Source organism: Sphingorhabdus sp. (assembly GCF_023910635.1).
Classification (GTDB): Bacteria; Pseudomonadota; Alphaproteobacteria; order Sphingomonadales; family Sphingomonadaceae; genus Sphingorhabdus_B.
Window position 1 is genome coordinate 62,821 of the sequence record NZ_JAAVVZ010000008.1, and the last position, 16,994, is coordinate 79,814.

The 16,994-nt window shown below is 57.7% G+C and carries 21 protein-coding genes; 17 read left to right on the plus strand and 4 right to left on the minus strand.

Going from position 1 to position 16,994, the window contains the following annotated elements; translation table 11 throughout:
- Window positions 1-2: 2 nt before the first annotated feature.
- From HEQ34_RS06695 to HEQ34_RS06760, 14 genes are all read left to right on the plus strand, one after another.
- Window positions 3-242: a YnbE family lipoprotein gene (locus tag HEQ34_RS06695; RefSeq protein WP_296198994.1), complete on the plus strand. Its 240-nt coding sequence runs from the start codon at window positions 3-5 to the stop codon at window positions 240-242.
- Window positions 242-634 (plus strand): YdbL family protein, encoded by a 393-nt coding sequence (locus HEQ34_RS06700; protein ID WP_296198997.1) that lies wholly within the window; start codon window positions 242-244, stop codon window positions 632-634. Before HEQ34_RS06695 ends, HEQ34_RS06700 begins: the two co-directional genes overlap by 1 nt.
- Before the next feature lie 178 nt (window positions 635-812).
- Window positions 813-1,130, plus strand: a complete 318-nt coding sequence (locus HEQ34_RS06705; RefSeq protein ID WP_296198999.1) for an AtpZ/AtpI family protein — start codon at window positions 813-815, stop codon at window positions 1,128-1,130.
- Between the two features lie 100 nt (window positions 1,131-1,230).
- Window positions 1,231-1,986: a F0F1 ATP synthase subunit A gene (locus HEQ34_RS06710; RefSeq protein WP_296199167.1), complete on the plus strand. Its 756-nt coding sequence runs from the start codon at window positions 1,231-1,233 to the stop codon at window positions 1,984-1,986.
- 44 nt (window positions 1,987-2,030) lie between these two features.
- Entirely contained in the window at window positions 2,031-2,258 is a 228-nt protein-coding gene (locus tag HEQ34_RS06715; RefSeq protein ID WP_123153826.1) for a F0F1 ATP synthase subunit C, read from the plus strand.
- 58 nt (window positions 2,259-2,316) lie between these two features.
- Window positions 2,317-2,811 (plus strand): ATPase, encoded by a 495-nt coding sequence (locus HEQ34_RS06720; RefSeq protein ID WP_296199000.1) that lies wholly within the window; start codon window positions 2,317-2,319, stop codon window positions 2,809-2,811.
- Window positions 2,804-3,463, plus strand: a complete 660-nt coding sequence (locus HEQ34_RS06725; RefSeq protein WP_296199002.1) for a F0F1 ATP synthase subunit B — start codon at window positions 2,804-2,806, stop codon at window positions 3,461-3,463. The genes HEQ34_RS06720 and HEQ34_RS06725 overlap by 8 nt, the downstream gene beginning before the upstream one ends.
- Window positions 3,464-3,717: 254 nt before the next feature.
- Window positions 3,718-5,784 (plus strand): excinuclease ABC subunit UvrC, encoded by a 2,067-nt coding sequence (uvrC, locus tag HEQ34_RS06730; RefSeq protein ID WP_296199004.1) that lies wholly within the window; start codon window positions 3,718-3,720, stop codon window positions 5,782-5,784.
- A 70-nt stretch (window positions 5,785-5,854) separates the two neighbouring features.
- Window positions 5,855-6,166 (plus strand): hypothetical protein, encoded by a 312-nt coding sequence (locus HEQ34_RS06735; protein ID WP_296199006.1) that lies wholly within the window; start codon window positions 5,855-5,857, stop codon window positions 6,164-6,166.
- Between the two features lie 37 nt (window positions 6,167-6,203).
- Window positions 6,204-6,794 carry a recombination protein O N-terminal domain-containing protein gene (locus HEQ34_RS06740; RefSeq protein WP_296199008.1) on the plus strand — a complete coding sequence of 197 codons (591 nt, stop codon included), beginning with the start codon at window positions 6,204-6,206 and terminating at the stop codon, window positions 6,792-6,794.
- Between the two features lie 138 nt (window positions 6,795-6,932).
- Window positions 6,933-7,979, plus strand: a complete 1,047-nt coding sequence (gene leuB / locus HEQ34_RS06745; protein ID WP_296199010.1) for a 3-isopropylmalate dehydrogenase — start codon at window positions 6,933-6,935, stop codon at window positions 7,977-7,979.
- A 27-nt stretch (window positions 7,980-8,006) separates the two neighbouring features.
- A complete protein-coding gene (locus tag HEQ34_RS06750) occupies window positions 8,007-9,215 on the plus strand; it encodes an aminotransferase class I/II-fold pyridoxal phosphate-dependent enzyme (protein WP_296199012.1) in 1,209 nt (402 codons plus the stop codon).
- Window positions 9,212-9,622, plus strand: a complete 411-nt coding sequence (apaG, locus tag HEQ34_RS06755) for a Co2+/Mg2+ efflux protein ApaG (RefSeq protein WP_296199014.1) — start codon at window positions 9,212-9,214, stop codon at window positions 9,620-9,622. Before HEQ34_RS06750 ends, apaG begins: the two co-directional genes overlap by 4 nt.
- A 10-nt stretch (window positions 9,623-9,632) precedes the next feature.
- A complete protein-coding gene (locus tag HEQ34_RS06760) occupies window positions 9,633-10,427 on the plus strand; it encodes a LysR family transcriptional regulator (RefSeq protein ID WP_296199016.1) in 795 nt (264 codons plus the stop codon).
- Window positions 10,428-10,681: 254 nt separating this feature from the next.
- Here HEQ34_RS06760 and parE read toward each other — a convergent pair whose 3' ends face one another.
- On the minus strand, window positions 10,682-12,670 hold the full coding sequence (gene parE, locus HEQ34_RS06765) for a DNA topoisomerase IV subunit B (RefSeq protein WP_296199018.1): 1,989 nt from the start codon (window positions 12,668-12,670) through the stop codon (window positions 10,682-10,684).
- A gap of 87 nt (window positions 12,671-12,757) precedes the next feature.
- Window positions 12,758-13,429 (minus strand): GcrA family cell cycle regulator, encoded by a 672-nt coding sequence (locus HEQ34_RS06770; protein ID WP_296199020.1) that lies wholly within the window; start codon window positions 13,427-13,429, stop codon window positions 12,758-12,760.
- A gap of 91 nt (window positions 13,430-13,520) precedes the next feature.
- Here HEQ34_RS06770 and HEQ34_RS06775 point away from each other — a divergent pair, with 91 nt between their 5' ends.
- Window positions 13,521-14,378 carry an ABC transporter permease gene (locus HEQ34_RS06775; protein ID WP_296199022.1) on the plus strand — a complete coding sequence of 286 codons (858 nt, stop codon included), beginning with the start codon at window positions 13,521-13,523 and terminating at the stop codon, window positions 14,376-14,378.
- Between the two features lie 37 nt (window positions 14,379-14,415).
- Here HEQ34_RS06775 and HEQ34_RS06780 read toward each other — a convergent pair whose 3' ends face one another.
- Window positions 14,416-14,835, minus strand: a complete 420-nt coding sequence (locus tag HEQ34_RS06780; protein ID WP_296199024.1) for a DUF2147 domain-containing protein — start codon at window positions 14,833-14,835, stop codon at window positions 14,416-14,418.
- Window positions 14,836-14,929: 94 nt separating this feature from the next.
- Here HEQ34_RS06780 and maiA point away from each other — a divergent pair, with 94 nt between their 5' ends.
- Both maiA and HEQ34_RS06790 read left to right on the plus strand, forming a co-directional pair.
- Window positions 14,930-15,562 carry a maleylacetoacetate isomerase gene (gene maiA, locus HEQ34_RS06785; protein WP_296199026.1) on the plus strand — a complete coding sequence of 211 codons (633 nt, stop codon included), beginning with the start codon at window positions 14,930-14,932 and terminating at the stop codon, window positions 15,560-15,562.
- Window positions 15,562-16,008, plus strand: coding sequence for a MarR family winged helix-turn-helix transcriptional regulator (locus tag HEQ34_RS06790; protein ID WP_296199028.1), 447 nt, complete (start codon window positions 15,562-15,564; stop codon window positions 16,006-16,008). The genes maiA and HEQ34_RS06790 overlap by 1 nt, the downstream gene beginning before the upstream one ends.
- 27 nt (window positions 16,009-16,035) lie before the next feature.
- On the opposite strand, the gene HEQ34_RS06795 is transcribed toward HEQ34_RS06790, so the two are convergent.
- Window positions 16,036-16,983: a C13 family peptidase gene (locus tag HEQ34_RS06795; RefSeq protein WP_296199030.1), complete on the minus strand. Its 948-nt coding sequence runs from the start codon at window positions 16,981-16,983 to the stop codon at window positions 16,036-16,038.
- Between the last annotated feature and the right edge of the window lie 11 nt (window positions 16,984-16,994).

Here is a 16,994-nt window from a genome sequence, read left to right on the forward strand (position 1 = left end):
ACATGGCGCAAAACCGCGATCAATTGACGAACCGCACGGATAATGCGATTCGTTCCAACATGGGAAAAACGATCCTCTTGTTCGTGCCGTTGATGGCGTCAGTTTTGACAGGATGCGTGCAAGTTACCGCGCCTGACAAGCCAATCGTCATCAACCTCAACATCGCAATCCGGCAGGAAATATTGTACAAGCTGTCTGCGGCGTCCGAAAAAGTGATTGAAAATAACCCGGGAGTATTTTGATGAGAGATTCTGTTGAAATGATCATCGCGGCGGTATTGCTGGGTGTCACCGCAACAAGCGCGATGGCCTTCCAGTCGGGCCGGGACCCAGCCTATCAAAGCGCGCGGGAAAGCGGGCAGGTCGGCGAAAAATCAGACGGTTATCTGGGCTTTGTTGTTCCGCCCTCGTCGTCGGTTCGTGCGTTGGTCGAGGATATCAATATTAAGCGCAAGGCCGTGTATTCAAAAGAGGCCCTAGCAAACGGCGCAACAGTTGAGGAAATGGCCTTGCGTACGGGCTGCCGCCTGATTGCAGAACGTATGGTCGCTGGCGAAAAATACCAGACGCCGTCGGGGCAGTGGAAAACCCGTGACGGAAGCGCGCCCGAACTGGACCCGCGCTGTCCGCGGTGAGACTGCCAACATAGTTTGGATAGGCCGCGGCAGAGATGCTGCGGCCTTTTCTATTGCGTCGCAACATTCTTGCAGGCGCGCTGTTGACTTGGCGCAGACGCTCTCCTAAAGCGCCGATGCCTAGGCGGGGTTGCCCCGATTTCGTGGTGGTTCCCTTTGTTAAAGAGGATGCAATCACATGACGTCGGACAATTCCGGGCAGGATGGCAAAGGCAAAAGTGACGCTCGGCTCGATTCGTTAGACATGCAGCTGAAAGCGGCGCGGAAAGCCGAAGCAGAACGCGCAGGTAAAGATCAGGTTCCAGCCAAAGGAATGCGGCAAGGGAACAGGGTTTTAACTGAGCTGATCGCTGGTCCTGCTGGTGGTGCACTGGTTGGGTGGTTATTTGACCGCTTCTTGGGTACTTCGCCTGCGCTTCTGTTGGTCTGCATGTTTTTGGGCATCGCAGTCGCCTTCAGGAACATTATAAAGATCTCAGGGGAGCGTCCGGAATAATCTGGGCGCTTGCGTCGTATAATATGCCCACGCGAATGCGCTTGGGTGTGGAAAAAACAGGGTAGTGAACGTGGCAGGCGAAAGCGGCAAAATCGATCCGATGTACCAGTTCCAGATTGAGCCGCTCGCGCAGCTCGATATCGCTGGATACGACGTCTCCTTCACAAACTCTTCGTTGTTCATGATCCTCGTATTGGGCGCCTTGTGGCTGTTCATGTGGGGCGGAATGAAGCGTGACCTGGTTCCCGGTCGCTGGCAGATGGCGGTTGAAGGCGTAACCGGCTTCGTCAACAATATGCTGACCTCAAGCGTTGGTCCCGAAGGCAAGAAATATGTGCCTTTGGTGTTCTCGCTGTTCATGTTCATTCTGATAGCAAATTTCATGGGCATGATGCCATTTGGTATCGTCCCCGGTGTACACCCGTTCACTGTGACCAGCCACCTGACCATCACCGCCGTGCTTGCTGTCATCAGCTTTGGTACCGTTCTGATTGTTGGTTTTTGGAAGCATGGCCTACACTTTTTCAGCCTGTTTGTGCCACATGGCACACCTTGGTGGTTGCTGTGGCTCATCCCGCTGATCGAACTGTTTTCTTTCCTTATCCGTCCCTTCAGCCTCGCGCTTCGTCTTTTTGTCGCCATGACAGCGGGGCATGTGTTGATGAAGGTCTTGGCGGGCTTCGTCATTAACGGCCTGAACGCAGAAGCTGCGTGGGTGCCATTGGTGGTGAGCATTCCTTCTTTTATCCTGATGATTGGTATCACGCTCCTTGAGCTGCTGGTATGCGCCATTCAGGCTTATGTATTTGCACTTTTGACTTCGTTGTACATCAACGACGCGGTCAATTTGCACTGAGTTTTTTCGACTACCCATATGTATTTTTGACAGGAGTTATTATCATGGACGCAGAAGCAGCAAAATTGATCGGTGCAGGTCTTGCAGCAATTGGTGCCGGCCTCGCCGCTGGTGGTGTTGGCAACGTTTTCGGTTCGTTTCTTCAGGGCGCTTTGCGTAATCCTGCAGCAGCAGACGGTCAGCAGGGTCGTTTGTTCATCGGCTTCGCAGCCGCCGAACTTCTCGGTCTGCTTGCGTTCGTTGTTGCGATGATCCTGATCTTCGTTGCCTAATTGACGGTTTCGCCCCGGCAACCGCCGGGGCACTCTTTCATAAGGACAAGCGCGTAACATGCCCCAGATTAGTCAGATCCTTGAAACCTATGCATCGCAGTTTTTTTGGCTGCTCATTGTCTTTGGCTTGATCTATTTTACGATCGGTCATGGCATGTTGCCAAAAATTGAAGCGAGCATGGACGCGCGCGATCGTAAGATTGCGGACGACCTTGCGGCAGCCGAGCGTGCGCGGGCAGAGGCCGACAATCTGGGCGACAGCGGTGCTGCCGACCTGACGGCGGCACGAAACGAGGCGCAAGCCAAATCCTCCGCTGCTAAGGCGAAGGCCGCCAAAGACGCCGATGCGCGTCTGGCGAAGGCCGATGCCGAAGTCAGCATAAAGGTCGCTGCGGCTGAAGCAGCATTGTCCAAGGCGACAGCCAAAGCATTAGCGGGCATTGAGGCCGTTGCAGCAGACGCTGCGGCTGATATCGTTGCTAAGGTTTCCGGCGCCAAGGTCACACCTGCGCAAGCCGCAACAGCAGTGAAGGCGGTAATGTCGCATGGCTAATCCCACAGTTGCAACCGAAGCGGCCACCGTCGCGGCACCCGCAAGCAATATGGCAGCACCGGCAGGCAAATTGCAGGAAGCCGAAAAGGCACTTGATATGTTGGAGGAAGACGCCGTCCCTGTGACCCATTCGGGCACTGAGACAGCACCGGCCAGCGAACATGCCACACCATCGGCGCTTGGCTTTGACGCAACGATGCTCGTCGCTTTGGCGATGTTGGTGGTGCTGGCGCTGGCTATCTGGAAAAAGGTTCCTGCCATGATCGCAGGTGCGTTGGACAAACAGATTGCGGGTATCAAGCAGCAGTTGGATCAGGCGACAGCTCTGCGGGCCGAAGCGGAAGCCATCAAGGTCGAATATGAAGCCAAGGCCAAGCAAGCGGCGATTGACGCCGAAGCGATGAAGGCTGCGGCGGAAGAAGAAGCCAAGTTGATCGTATCGCGCGCCAAGTCCGACGCAACCGCGTTGATTGGCCGCCGTGCGCAAGCTGCCGAAGACAAAATCGCTGCCGCCGAACGCGCGGCGATTGCCGATGTGCGTAAGACTGCGGCCACGGCTGCTGCGGCCGCCGCTGCGCAACTTATCGCTGCGCATCATGACGCAAAGGCCGATGCCGCGTTGATCGATCAGTCGATTGCGGCCCTGAACTAGGGTCGGGACCTAAGCCTACGTCGCCAAACCTCGTCATTCCCGCGTAGGCGGGAACCCAACTCCCGCCATATCATCATCCTGACCCGGTAATTGCTCCCTTAGAGCTCCGGAGTTGGATCCCCGCCTTCGCGGGGATGACGAAGAATATGCCTATCGGTCCGCCTGCGCGGGAATGACGGTGGGTAAGCTAAAGACGCTGTATCTGCCGGAATGACATTGAGTCTGCCAATGGCTCCGCCTACATGGCAGGCAACATGTCCAAAGCCGACCGCCCCGACCAACCCAACGCAGCCTCCCGCTTTAGCGAGGAAAAGGCGACCTATGCGGTGCGCGGTGCGGACACGCCAGATTTCGACACCGGCATCGCCGCGATCCGAAATGTCCTTAAAACCCTCCCGCTCAAACCCGGCGTCTACCGTATGCATGATGCGCGCGGCGACGTGCTTTATGTCGGTAAAGCGCGCGCCTTAAAGAATCGCGTCGGCAATTATGTGCAGATTGACCGGCTCCCCAATCGCTTGCGCCGGATGGTGGCGCTGACGCGATCCATGACCATCGTCACCACCAACAGCGAGGCTGAGGCGCTGTTGCTGGAGGCGCAACTCATCAAGCGCTATCGCCCCGCTTACAACGTGCTGCTGCGTGACGATAAAAGCTTTCCCTTCATCCTGCTGCGCGCCGACCATAAATTTCCCCGCATTCAGAAACATCGCGGTGCGCGGCGGCATAAGGGCCAATATTACGGCCCGTTCGCTAGCGCTGGCTCCGTCAACCAAACACTGAACGCGCTGCAAAAATTGTTTTTGCTGCGAAGCTGCACTGACAGTTTCTTCAACAATCGCGACCGGCCTTGCTTGTTGTATCAGATCAAACGCTGTTCCGCGCCTTGTGTCGGGCGGATTGACGACGCGTCATATGACAGTCTTGTCGCAGACGCCAAATCCTTCCTCGACGGCAAATCCTCCGCTGTTCAAGCGAAGCTGGCCAAGGAAATGGAATCCGCCGCCGAGGCTCTCGATTTCGAACGCGCTGCCATGGTCCGCGACCGGCTTCGGGCGCTTACCTTCATTCAGGGGTCTCAGGCGATCAACGCGCAAGGCGTGGGCGACGCGGACATCTTCGCGCTAGCACATCGCAACGGCGTGATGGGCATTCAGGCATTTTTCATTCGCGGCGGGCAGAATTGGGGGCACCGTTCCTTTTTCCCCGCGCATGTTGCCGAAATAAGCGAGGACGAAGTGTTCACCAGCTTCCTCGCGCAATTTTATGAGGATGTACCCCCTGCAAAATCCATTTTCCTTGATCGGCAACTGGGCGAGGCAGACTTGTTGGCGCAAGCCTTGTCCGAACGTGCCGAACGCAAGATCGAAATCAGCGTGCCGCAACGCGGCGACCGTGTGCGCTTGGTTAAACAAGCGACGCGTAACGCCGAAGAAGCGCTCGACCGGAAGCTGGCGGAGAGCACCACGCAGGGTAAATTGCTGCAAGAGGTGGCTGACCTGTTCGAATTGCCCGAAGCGCCGCGCCGAATCGAAGTCTATGACAACAGCCATATTCAGGGAACAAACGCGTTGGGCGCGATGATCGTGGCCGGGCCAGAAGGTTTCATCAAGGGCCAATATCGCAAGTTCAATATCAAAAACCCTGACACTGCGCCGGGTGATGACTTTGCCATGATGCGCGAAGTCATGGCGCGGCGTTTTGGGCGGCTCGTAAATCCTCCCCGAACCGGGGAGGGGGACCAGCCGCAGGCTATTGGAGGGGGTGTGCAGTCATCCGTTGTGCCAGAAGGAAGCCCCCCTCCGTCAGTTGCTGCGCAACTGCCACCTCCCCGAACCGGGGAGGATTTTGAACCCGAACGCGATGAAAACTGGCCCGATCTTGTCCTGATCGATGGTGGCAAGGGGCAAATGAGTTCCGTCATGCAAATCGTGCGTGAACTGGGCGTTGAGGATGTTGCCTTTATCGGCGTGTCCAAAGGCCCTGATCGCCATGCGGGCCGCGAGATGTTTCACTTCCCCGATGGCCGCGAATTTACCTTGCCCGTCAACGCGCCCGTCATGTTTTATTTGCAACGGCTGCGCGATGAGGCGCACCGCTTTGCCATTGGTGCGCACCGCGCGAAACGCAGCAAGGCCATTACCGTCAGTGCGCTTGACGAAGTTCCGGGCATTGGCCCGTCGCGCAAAAAAGCGCTATTGATGCATTTCGGCACCGCCCGCGCCGTGCGTAATGCCAGCCTTGAGGATTTGCAAAAGGCCCCCGGCGTGTCTGCTGCCGTCGCACAAACGGTCTATGATTATTATCACAGCAACGGTTGATGTCGGCAGTAGCGAAACTCTGCGCCGCTATTTTGATTGCATGGCGGGGTAGGTTCGATAGAGTCATGTCATGACGAACAATCAACTGTTGCTTGAAGCGATCGCGCTCAAAAAATGTGTCACCCTGGTGTATAATAATGTGCCGATGAAGCTGGCCCCGCATGTCCTGTATTCCAAACACAATGCCGTGTTCACCGATGCTGTCATATTGGAAAAACATGGTGTGGCGCGACGTGATAAGAAGCTCGGCGCTTTCCATTTATCGGGGCTCAACGAATTGCAACTGACAGACCAGCCATTTGAAATTGATGCTGCGTTTGAACCTGCCGCCGAGAAATATGCCGGTGTGACCTTATTCATGGTCAGCGCGGACGCAGGATAGAGCTTCCCCTCGCGCCGCAGTCTTGGCATGAGGGCGCATGGATATTTCGGCATCTGCCATCATCTGCGCGGTCCGCAATCATGGCGAAACAGGCGCCATTGTGCGCGGCTTTACCGCAGATTACGGCATGATAGCGGGTTATGTCGCGGGCGCGCGGGGTCGGCAATTGCGGCCAGTCCTCATCCCCGGCAATGTCATCAAGGGCGAATGGCGGACGCGCATCACCGGACAATTGGCACGCCTGACGCCCGAACCTTTGCACAGCCGCGCACATTTGTTAAGCGAACCATTGGCGATTGCCGCGATTGACTGGGTCACGGCGCTAACCGCAGCGACGCTGGCGGAGGCTGTGCCTTATCCGCGTGTCCACAGCGCAGCGGACGGTTTGCTATCCGCCATCGAGCTGGCGCCAGCGGCTAGCGTGTGGGCAGGGGCGGTGGCACAATATGAGAGTTTGCTGCTGGCCGAACTAGGCTATGCCGAAGAATATGATAAAGACAGCGCCCCCGTCGCAATGATGGCGCAGACTCGCAAGCGGCTGGTCGCGCATGTGCTGGGCGACCGCCGCGCCGATGTCATGGCCGCCCGCGAACGGCTCGTGGAGCGATTGAAAAGGGCGGTTGCATAAGCGCTCTGCACTTGGCAGGGGAGGCATGATTACAACCCCGTAGCCCTGAGCCTGTCGAAGGGCGCTTAAAGGCATCGCCATCCCGAGAGGCGTGCTTCGACAGGCTCAGCACTACGGTTTCTTTTGAGGAATGCCGCCATGTTAGTTGCCTTGTTACCTGGGGACGGAATTGGCCCCGAAGTTATCACGCAAGCACGCCGCGTTTTGGATGCGCTTGCCATCGACGGGCTGGTCTTCGAAGAAGCGCTCGTCGGCGGTGCAGCCTATAAGGCGACCGGACATCCTTTACCGGCCGACACGCTCGCGCTTGCCAAGCGCGCGGATGCGATTTTATTTGGTGCGGTGGGTGATCCGGATTGCGACGCGTTCGAACGGCATTTGCGACCAGAACAGGCGATATTGGGCCTGCGCAAGGAACTATCTTTGTTCGCAAACCTGCGCCCCGCCACATTGTTTCCTGAATTGGCCGACGCCAGCGCGCTGCGCCCTGAAGTCGCGTCACAAATTGATATGGTCATCGTCCGCGAACTCAATGGCGATGTCTATTTCGGCGAAAAGGGTATGCGCAAAACCGCCGACGGCAAGCGCGAAGGCTATGATATCATGTCTTACAATGAGGATGAGGTCCGCCGCATCGCCCGCGTCGGTTTTGAAACCGCAATGGCGCGGGGCAGGAAACTCTGCTCGGTGGACAAGGCCAATGTGCTTGAAACGTCCCAATTGTGGCGCGATGTCGTCATCGAAACCCATGCCGAATATCCCGAAGTCGCTTTAACCCACATGTATGTCGACAATTGCGCGATGCAATTGGTGCGCAACCCCGGCCAGTTTGACGTGATCGTGACGGGCAATTTGTTCGGCGACATATTGTCTGATCAGGCCAGCATGTGCGCTGGCTCGATTGGCATGTTACCTAGTGCCTCGCTGGACGCCGCACAGAAGGGCTTATACGAGCCCATCCACGGCAGCGCGCCCGATATCGCGGGGCAGGGCAAGGCCAACCCGCTTGCGACGATATTGTCGGCGGCGATGATGCTGCGTTACTCGCTGGGCTTGCCGGAGCAGGCCGACCGTATTGAAGCCGCCGTGGCGAAAGCGCTTGCCGGCGGCGCACGTTCGCCCGATCTCGGCGGCACACATTCGACCCGCGAAATGGGTGATGCGGTGCTTGCCGCCTTGACCTGAACCCTGCTCTCCCCGAAAAGCGAACTTATGAAGAAAACTACAGGCCAGAATCGCGAAATTACCAAGCATTGGCGTCCCGCCACGCAAGCGGTGCGTGGCGGCACTTGGCGCAGTGAGCATGGCGAGACGTCGGAGGCATTGTTCCTGTCGTCGGGCTTTACCTATGACGATGCGGAAACCGTTGCTGCGCGCTTTGCCGGTGAACAGGATGGCATGACCTATTCGCGGTTGCAGAACCCGACGGTGCAAATGCTCGAAGAACGCATTGCGTTGATGGAGGGGGCAGAGGCATGCCGGGCCCAAGCCACGGGCATGGCAGCGATGACCACGGCGTTATTGTGCCAGTTGCAAATGGGCGACCATGTCGTTGCCGCGCGCGCGGCCTTCGGATCGTGCCGCTGGCTAACGGACAATTTGCTGCCCAAATGGGGTATCAGCACGACCACAATCGACAGCCGCGATAATGATGCGTGGAAGGCAGCGATTCAGCCGAATACGAAAGTGTTCTTCTTTGAAACGCCGGCAAACCCGACGATGGACATTGTCGACATGGCCTATGTCTGCGGACTGGCGAAAGAACATGGCATCACCACAGTCGTCGATAACGCCTTTGCGACGAGCGTGCTTCAGCGTCCGATGGACTTTGGCGCCGACGTTGTCGCCTATAGCGCGACGAAATTGATGGACGGGCAGGGCCGCGTTCTGGCTGGCGCAGTGTGTGGCTCGCAACAATGGATCGATGACGTGCTTTTGCCGTTTCAGCGCAACACGGGGCCAAACCTGTCGCCCTTTAACGCATGGGTGGTGCATAAGGGGCTTGAGACGTTGGAACTGCGCGCCATGCGGCAGTCGGAAAATGCGCTTGTCGTCGGTAAATTCCTTGAGGGCCGCGTGCCGCACATGATGCACCCCGGCCTTGAAAGCCACCCGCAACACGCACTTGCGATGCAGCAGATGAAGGCGTGCGGGCCAATCTTCGCCTTTTCGGTCGATGGTGGCCGGAAACAAGCGCATGCCTTGTTAAATGGACTTCAGTTGATCGACATCTCGAACAATATCGGCGACGCACGCAGCCTCATGTGCCACCCTGCATCCTCCACGCATCACGGCATGGGCCCCGAAGCCCGCGAAGCTATGGGCGTTGGCGAAGGTTTGATCCGCATCAATGTCGGTTTGGAAGACCCGGCTGATTTGATCGAAGATTTGGATCAGGCACTAAAGGCCGCTGGTTTATGAGCAGTATCCTCGATTCCTTTTTCGCCGCCAGCGCGACGACCGATGGCATTACCGTTCGCGTCTCGCCCAATTTTTTGGTGGAACAATCCGCGCCCGCGCAAGGACGTTGGTTCTGGTCCTACCATATCCGCATCGAAAATGTGGGTGATGAGCCTGTGCAATTAATGACCCGGCATTGGCGGATTACCGATGGTCGCGGCACGATCAGCCATGTCGATGGCGACGGCGTGGTGGGCGAACAGCCGCTTTTACGTCCCGGTGAGAGCCATGATTATGTTTCCGGCTGCCCCTTGCCGACACCCAGTGGCACAATGGAAGGCAAATACCGCTTCGTGCGGGAGGACGGGACGACGTTCCTGGTAGAAATCCCCCGCTTCACTTTGGTGGCCCCAGCTACGGCGCGATGACCTTACGCGCATGAAACGCACCCATCTCCCCCTAAACGGCTTGCGCGTGCTTGACGCCGCGGCGCGGCATTTGAGCTTTACGAAGGCTGCCGACGAACTCGCGGTCACACCTGCCGCCGTCGGTCAGCAAATCCGCGCGCTGGAGGATATGTTGGGCGTCGTGCTGTTCCGCCGCACGCCCAAGGGGCTTGAACTGACCGACGAAGCGGCAAACGGCCTTGATGCCCTGCGCGCCGGGTTCCTGCAATTCGAAGAATCGGTCCGTGCGATGCAGGCGGGGCAGTCGTCCAATACGCTGACCATTGCTGCGCCGCGTGATTTCACCGCCAAATGGCTCGCCGCACGGCTGGCGACGTTTAGCAAGGCCAACCCCGATACGCGCTTTAATTTGGTTGCTGCGGACGAGAATATTGACTTTACCGAGGCTAATCTTGACCTCGCGATCCGCCTGACCACTGGGCCGGGGGAACATGAAGGCATCTGCCTTGCTGCGGGCGCTTATGTCACCGTCGCCGCGCCACAGGGCGGGGCAGAGACACCGATTAGCTGGCCCAATTGCCCGGTGGCAGAGGGCATTGCCGCTTTGCGTTTGGCCGACGCCGGTCTCGCCATTGATGCCGCTGCGATTGGGCTGGGCAGGGCGATTGTCCCACTCCTGCTGGCCGAGGCCGATATTGCGAGCGGCAAAGTCCGTGCCGTCGATAATGCGAAAGAAAGCGAAGAAGCCTATTGGCTGGTCGCGCCCTTGCCGCAATGGCGGCAGAAGAAGGTCAGAGCCTTGGTGGAGGCCCTGACGGCACCCTAAGGGCGTCATCCTTACGTTATAAATCGTCGTCACCCTGAACTTGTTTGTGCGCTGCACGCCTGCGGCTCCAGGGTCCATTCCGTCTTTCAAGGTCCGCCTTGGCTGCACGATAGACCCTGAAACAAGTTCAGGGTGACGATGGGGGATGGTCAGGGTGACGATGGGGGATGTTCAGGGTGACGATGGGGGATGTTCAGGGTAACGAACGGATTGCGTTCAGGTTGACGCTCGTGGGAAGAGACTGCCCCACCCCATCACGCGTCGATCGTATCTTCATCCAACTGCGCGGCATTTTCCTGAATGAAGTTGAACCGGTGCTCCGGATTTTTGCCCATCAGGCGGTCGACCAGGTCATTGACCACCGCGCGGCGTTCATATTCATGCGGCAAGGTGATGCGGATCAGCGAGCGGGTCGCCGGGTCCATTGTGGTTTCCTTCAACTGGTTCGGGTTCATTTCGCCCAAGCCCTTAAACCGGCCAACATCGACCTTCTTGCCCTTGAACACCGTCGCTTCCAATTCGGCACGGTGGGCGTCATCGGCGGCGTAAACACTTTGGCTACCATGCGTCAGGCGATAGAGCGGCGGGCGGGCGAGGAACAAATGCCCGGCCTTCACAATCTCGGCCATTTCTTGGAAGAAAAATGTCATCAGCAAGGTCGCGATATGCGCGCCATCGACATCTGCGTCGGTCATGATGATGATGCGTTCATAGCGCAGATTGTCGGGGTTGCAGTCCTTGCGCGTGCCACAGCCCAGCGCCAATTGCAGGTCGGCGATTTCATTGTTCGCGCGGATCTTGTCGGCGGTGGCCGATGCGACGTTGAGGATTTTACCCCGGATCGGCAAAATCGCCTGCGTCTTGCGGTTGCGCGCCTGTTTCGCGCTTCCGCCTGCGCTGTCGCCTTCGACGATGAACAATTCGGTACCGGTCGGGTCGTCCGACGCACAATCGGTCAGCTTGCCGGGTAAGCGCACCTTGCGGCCTGAGGTCGCGGTCTTGCGCTTCACTTCACGCTCGGCCTTGCGGCGCAAGCGGTCATCGACTTTTTCAAGGATGAAGCCCATCAACGCCTTGCCGCGTTCCATATTGTCGGCAAGATAATGGTCGAAATGGTCGCGCACAGCGTTTTCGACAAGGCGCGTGGCCTCAGGCGAGGTTAGCCGGTCCTTGGTCTGGCTTTGGAATTGCGGGTTGCGGATGAACACCGACAACATCAATTCGGCTTCGTTGAAAATGTCTTCCGCCGAAATCTGCGCAGCTTTTTTCTGGCCAATCAATTCGCCAAAGGCGCGCAGGCCCTTGGTCAGCGCGGCACGAACGCCTGCCTCATGTGTGCCGCCATCGGGCGTGGGAATCGTGTTACAATACCAGCTATAGGAACCGTCCGAATATAACGGCCACGAAATGGCCCATTCGACACGGCCTTGCGCGTCGGGAAAATCCTGCGTCCCGGCGAAAAATTCGGTCGTGGCGCAGGCACGGTTGCCAAGCTGCTCTCGCAAATGGTCGGACAGGCCGCCGGGGAATTGGAACACGGCTTCGGCGGGTACATCGTCGCTGGCCAGTTCGACATCGCAGCGCCAGCGGATTTCGACGCCAGCAAACAAATAAGCCTTTGACCGCGCCAGACGGAACAGCCTCGCGGGTTTGAACTTTGCGTCTGCGCCAAAAATTTCGGGGTCGGGTGTAAAGGCAATCGTTGTTCCGCGCCGGTTCGGCGTTGGGCCCAGCTCCTCCAACTTGCCGAGCGGAAGGCCTTGTGAAAAGCGCTGGCGATAGAGCTGCTTGTTCCGCGCGACTTCCACTAAAGTGTCCGTTGACAGCGCATTGACGACCGACACACCAACGCCATGCAGGCCGCCGGAGGTCGCATAGGCCTTGTCGGTGAATTTCCCGCCAGAGTGCAAGGTTGTGAGGATGACCTCAAGTGCGGACTTGTCGGGGAACTTCGGATGCGGATCGACCGGAATGCCACGGCCATTGTCAGCGATGGTCAGGCGGTTGCCGACACCCAGATGCACTTCGATCCGGCTGGCGTGGCCGGCAACAGCCTCATCCATTGAATTGTCGAGCACTTCGGACGCCAGATGGTGCAACGCGCGTTCGTCGATGCCGCCAATATACATGCCTGGGCGACGGCGAACGGGCTCAAGCCCCTCCAACACCTCAATCGCAGAAGCGGTATAATCATTGGATGCGGCGGTGGCGGCCGCGCTGCCGCCAAACAGGTCATCGGTCATATGCATGCTATAGGCACGGGAGAGTCACCCGCGCAAGCACGAGCACAAAGCTTTGAAAATCGCCTGTGGATATTTCGTTTCCGGCCCTTAACGAACCCGTGGTCCACCGAACGGCATGGGCGGAGGGGGGCGGCGCACACCGCGTGGAAGCTGCGCCTGATAGGCACGGCCGCAATGTTCGACGCAATAAGGAAAGCCCGGGTTTACCGGCACACCGCAGAAATGGAAATCCGCCTCACCCGGGTGGCCAAGTGGCCAGCGGCAAATACGCTCGTTCAAATCGAGCAAGGACGTTTTGTCCGCCATTTCGCGGCTTGGCTTTGCGGGCACAAGGCGGCGTGGCGGGGCAGGTGGGATGGGCGCTTGTTGATCGCCGGGACCCTGACGCATAAAGCCGCCGGGTCCAATTGATACGATACGCGGCATCGCCGACGCGCGCGGTGCGGGCGCTTCGACGGTATCATCATCTGCGCGCACGGGGGCAATTGGTTCCGCGGCGGGTGCGGAGGAACGTGGGCGCGCTGGCGCAGCGGCGGCAGGAGCCTTTGCTGGCGCCGGTGCAGCCTTTTTCGGCGCAGCTTTTTTGTCCGCGTCGTTCGACTTCACCGGGGAAGGGCGTGATTTCAGGCCCAAACGGTGCGCCTTGCCAATAACGGCATTGCGGCTGACTCCGCCAAGTTCGTCTGCAATCTGGCTTGCGGTCAGGCCTTTGTCCCAAAGCGCCTTTAACTGATCAATCCGCTGGTCGGTCCACGACATAAATGCATTTCCAATAACGAGTTCTATTTGCCACGCGAATGACGCGATTGCGCCTTGCGGTTATCGCTGCAAGCCGATAGTCGATTGCGCGATGACTATCCACCATAAAAGCAACACTGGCCAAGATAGGGAGACCAACCCCTTTGTGCAACTGCCCGACGGCGAACGCCATATCCGCAATGTAAACTGGGTTGGCCTACAAACCTTGTACATGAAAGAGGTTCGACGCTTTTTTAAGGTGCAGATGCAAACGGTGTGGGCACCTGCCATCACGACCCTGCTCTATTTGATTATCTTCACCGTCGCCTTGGGCTCGGTCAAACCAACCGTGTTGGGCGTGTCATTCGCCGACTTCATCGCGCCTGGTCTCATTATCATGGGCATGATGCAGAACGCTTTTGCAAACTCGAGCTTCTCGCTGTTGGTGGGCAAGATTCAGGGCACGATTGTCGATTATCTGATGCCGCCCCTTTCCAACGCGGAGGTTTTGGTCGCGCTCACGGCGGCTGCGGTGACGCGGGCGTTTCTGGTTGGCGCAACGATCTGGCTCGCCATGCTATTCTGGCCCGGCGTCCATGTCACGCCGGTGCATTTCTGGGCGGTTTTGTGGTTCGGGCTGATGGGGTCCATGATGCTCGCGCTCATCGGGGTCATGACATCAATCTGGGCGGAAAAGTTTGATCACGCCGCTGCGGTCAGCAACTTCATTGTTGCGCCAGCCGCTCTGCTGTCTGGCACTTTTTATTCGGTTGATAAATTGTCACCTACTTTTCAGGCGATTAGTCACGCCAACCCGTTTTTCTACGCGATTTCGGGCTTCCGCTATGGCTTTATAGGCAGCGCGGATAGCCCGGTGATGTTTGGCGCGTTGCTGTTATTGGGCCTCAATTCTGTGCTGGGGCTTATCTGCTATCTCTTGCTGCGCTCTGGATGGAAATTACGCGCATAATCTGCGCTGCGAAGGTGGATTTAAGTCGCCCTGACCCTTAGCTGGCCGGCGTCCATGTTTGCGCCTGACAAAAGGGCCCGATACATCCTTTGACGACCAGATTGCCTGACTTGCCCTTATAAACAATCGAGCGATAGGTTTTGCCTGACTTGGGATCGTAAATCTGGCCTTTCCATTCTTTGCCGTCTGATTTGAAACCGGTCAGGATATTCAGGCCCAATATCGTGCGGCTGCGCAGATTTTTGTCGGGGTTGTTAAGGTCCTTAACACCTGGGCCAGCGGGCGGGGTGACTAGAAATTTTACCAGCTTGCCGCATAATGCCGCGCCACATTCGTACACTTCGACCACGCCGTCCTTGCTTTGCGTGACCCAGCGCCCGGAAATTGGCGCGGCGGCTTGCGCCGGAATGGCCGTGCATATTGCGGCTGCGATCATCCATTTTTTAGCTTTGTGCATATTTGGTCCTTTGCGTTGAAAAACAACATAAACGGGGAAAAAGCAAGCCGCAATGCTTTTGCCTTTTACCTGTGCCATGCTAATACCCTAAGGCATGAGTGAAATAATCCTGTTCGATTACTGGCGTTCGTCCGCAAGCTATCGTGTGCGCATCGTGCTGAACCTCAAAAATGTGCCGTATACGCCTGTGCCAATCAGCCTGCTGGACAATGCCCAAAGGGCGCCCGACTATGTGGCGCGCAATCCACAGGGCCTTGTCCCGATGCTGTCGATACACGGGCATGACCTGACGCAAAGCCTGGCGATTATTGACTATCTGGATGCACAATATCCCGATCCCGCGATGGTCTCTTCAAACCCGGCAGCTCGGGCAAAAACATTGGCGCAGGCGCTGATTATCGCTGCTGACATACATCCCATCGATAATCTGCGCGTCCTGCGATATTTGAAGGACCAGATGGGCCAGTCGCAAGAGGCGGTGGACCAATATTACCGGCACTGGATAATCGAAGGCTTTACGGCGTTGGAGGCAATGGCGCCCGAAGATGGCTTGTTCGGCGGCGACCTGCCGAATTTGGCTGATGTCTGCCTTGTCCCGCAAATAGCGAATGCCCGCCGCGTGGATACGCCGCTGCATGCCTTTCCCAAGCTATTGCGGATAGATGCCGCGCTGAGCGCACTGCCGGCTTTTGCCGCGGCGCATCCTGACCAAGTGAAGCCCGACTGATGCCAACAAAAAAACTGACGCTCCGTGCGTTTCTTCCCTATCAATTATCTATCACATCGAACGCGGTCAGTAACCTGATCGCGCGCGCCTATCGTGGTAAATTTGCGCTCAAGGTGCCGGAATGGCGCGTCATGGCGCTGTTGGGTGAAAGCGATGTGGCGACGCAGCGGCAATTGGTTACGGCAACCGCGATGGACAAGGTCACCGTTAACCGCGCATGCAAGGCGTTGGAGGAGCGCAGCCTGATCAGCCGTGTGCCGAACATGTCGGATGGTCGTTCACATCATCTTGCGCTCACCCCAGCCGGACGCGATTTGTATGAACAAATTGTGCCAGAGGCGTTGACGTTAGAGGCCGAGCTTGAGAAGATATTAGGCAGCGGCGAGGCGGCGTTGCTGGAGACGATGTTGGCGCAATTGCGCGCGCGAGTCGATGAGCTCGGCTAGGGTCAGGACCCTAAGTTCGCAGCTATTTCAATCGGTCGATATCGCGGGACGTCCGACCTTCGCACTGGCGGTCGCGGGCATCTTATTCTCCAGCACGTCCAACCAGATCCGCGCATTCTCGCCTATGAAAACCTGCGGCCGCGATGGCCTCAATTCCAACGCGTCTTCCCATTGTGTAATGAGCCAGTTGGCTTCGGCAATAGCGGCGTCAAATTTCTGCGGCTTGCGCAAGGCGTTGTTCATCAATGCATCGCCAAAAAACGTCCAGTCATTACCCGGTGCGCAGCCAAATGAAGGGCGTTGCGACGATGCCGCAGTCACGATAACGGTCTGATCATTGGTCAGCAGCGGAATAAAAATTCCGGAATAGCAAGCGGATAGCATGACCATGCGGCGTTTGACGCCGATACCATCGAGCAAGTCGGCCAGCCGTTGCGGCGCTATCATGCCCGCGGCATTTTCCCTGTCACGATAGGCAAGGCCCGACACAGGGTGGCCATGGCTGGTGGCGAACAGGATGAGGACATCCTCCTTCCTGTCCATCTTGTCGGCAATGGCAGCCAAGGCAGTGGCGAGGTTTGAAGGCGACCCTTGCGGTGCGCCTGTGGCTTTATCATCTGCGCCAGCGGTCAAATACAATGTGCGACCAGCCGCCCCATAACGCCGCGCCAATACTTCGGCGGCTTCAGCCGACTCGCGCGCAAAGACCGCGTCGGAATCGAGGCCAATGGACAGCACATAGGCGTCAACGACACCCGGCCTTTGCGGTTGCAATGCGGAGATAGCGCGCGCCATCCTCTGATGCTGCGCCAAATACCAGGTTGCTGACCGGTTCTGTTCCGCAAACCACCCGTTTTTTGCGGCTTCGACGGTGTTGAAATTCTGTTGCTGGCTAAAGGCAGAGCCGGTGACGAGCAGCGAAAGCGCCATCGCCCCTGCCTGAACCAACCGCAATTTGGCGTGTTTATATGCCACGTTGCTATGTC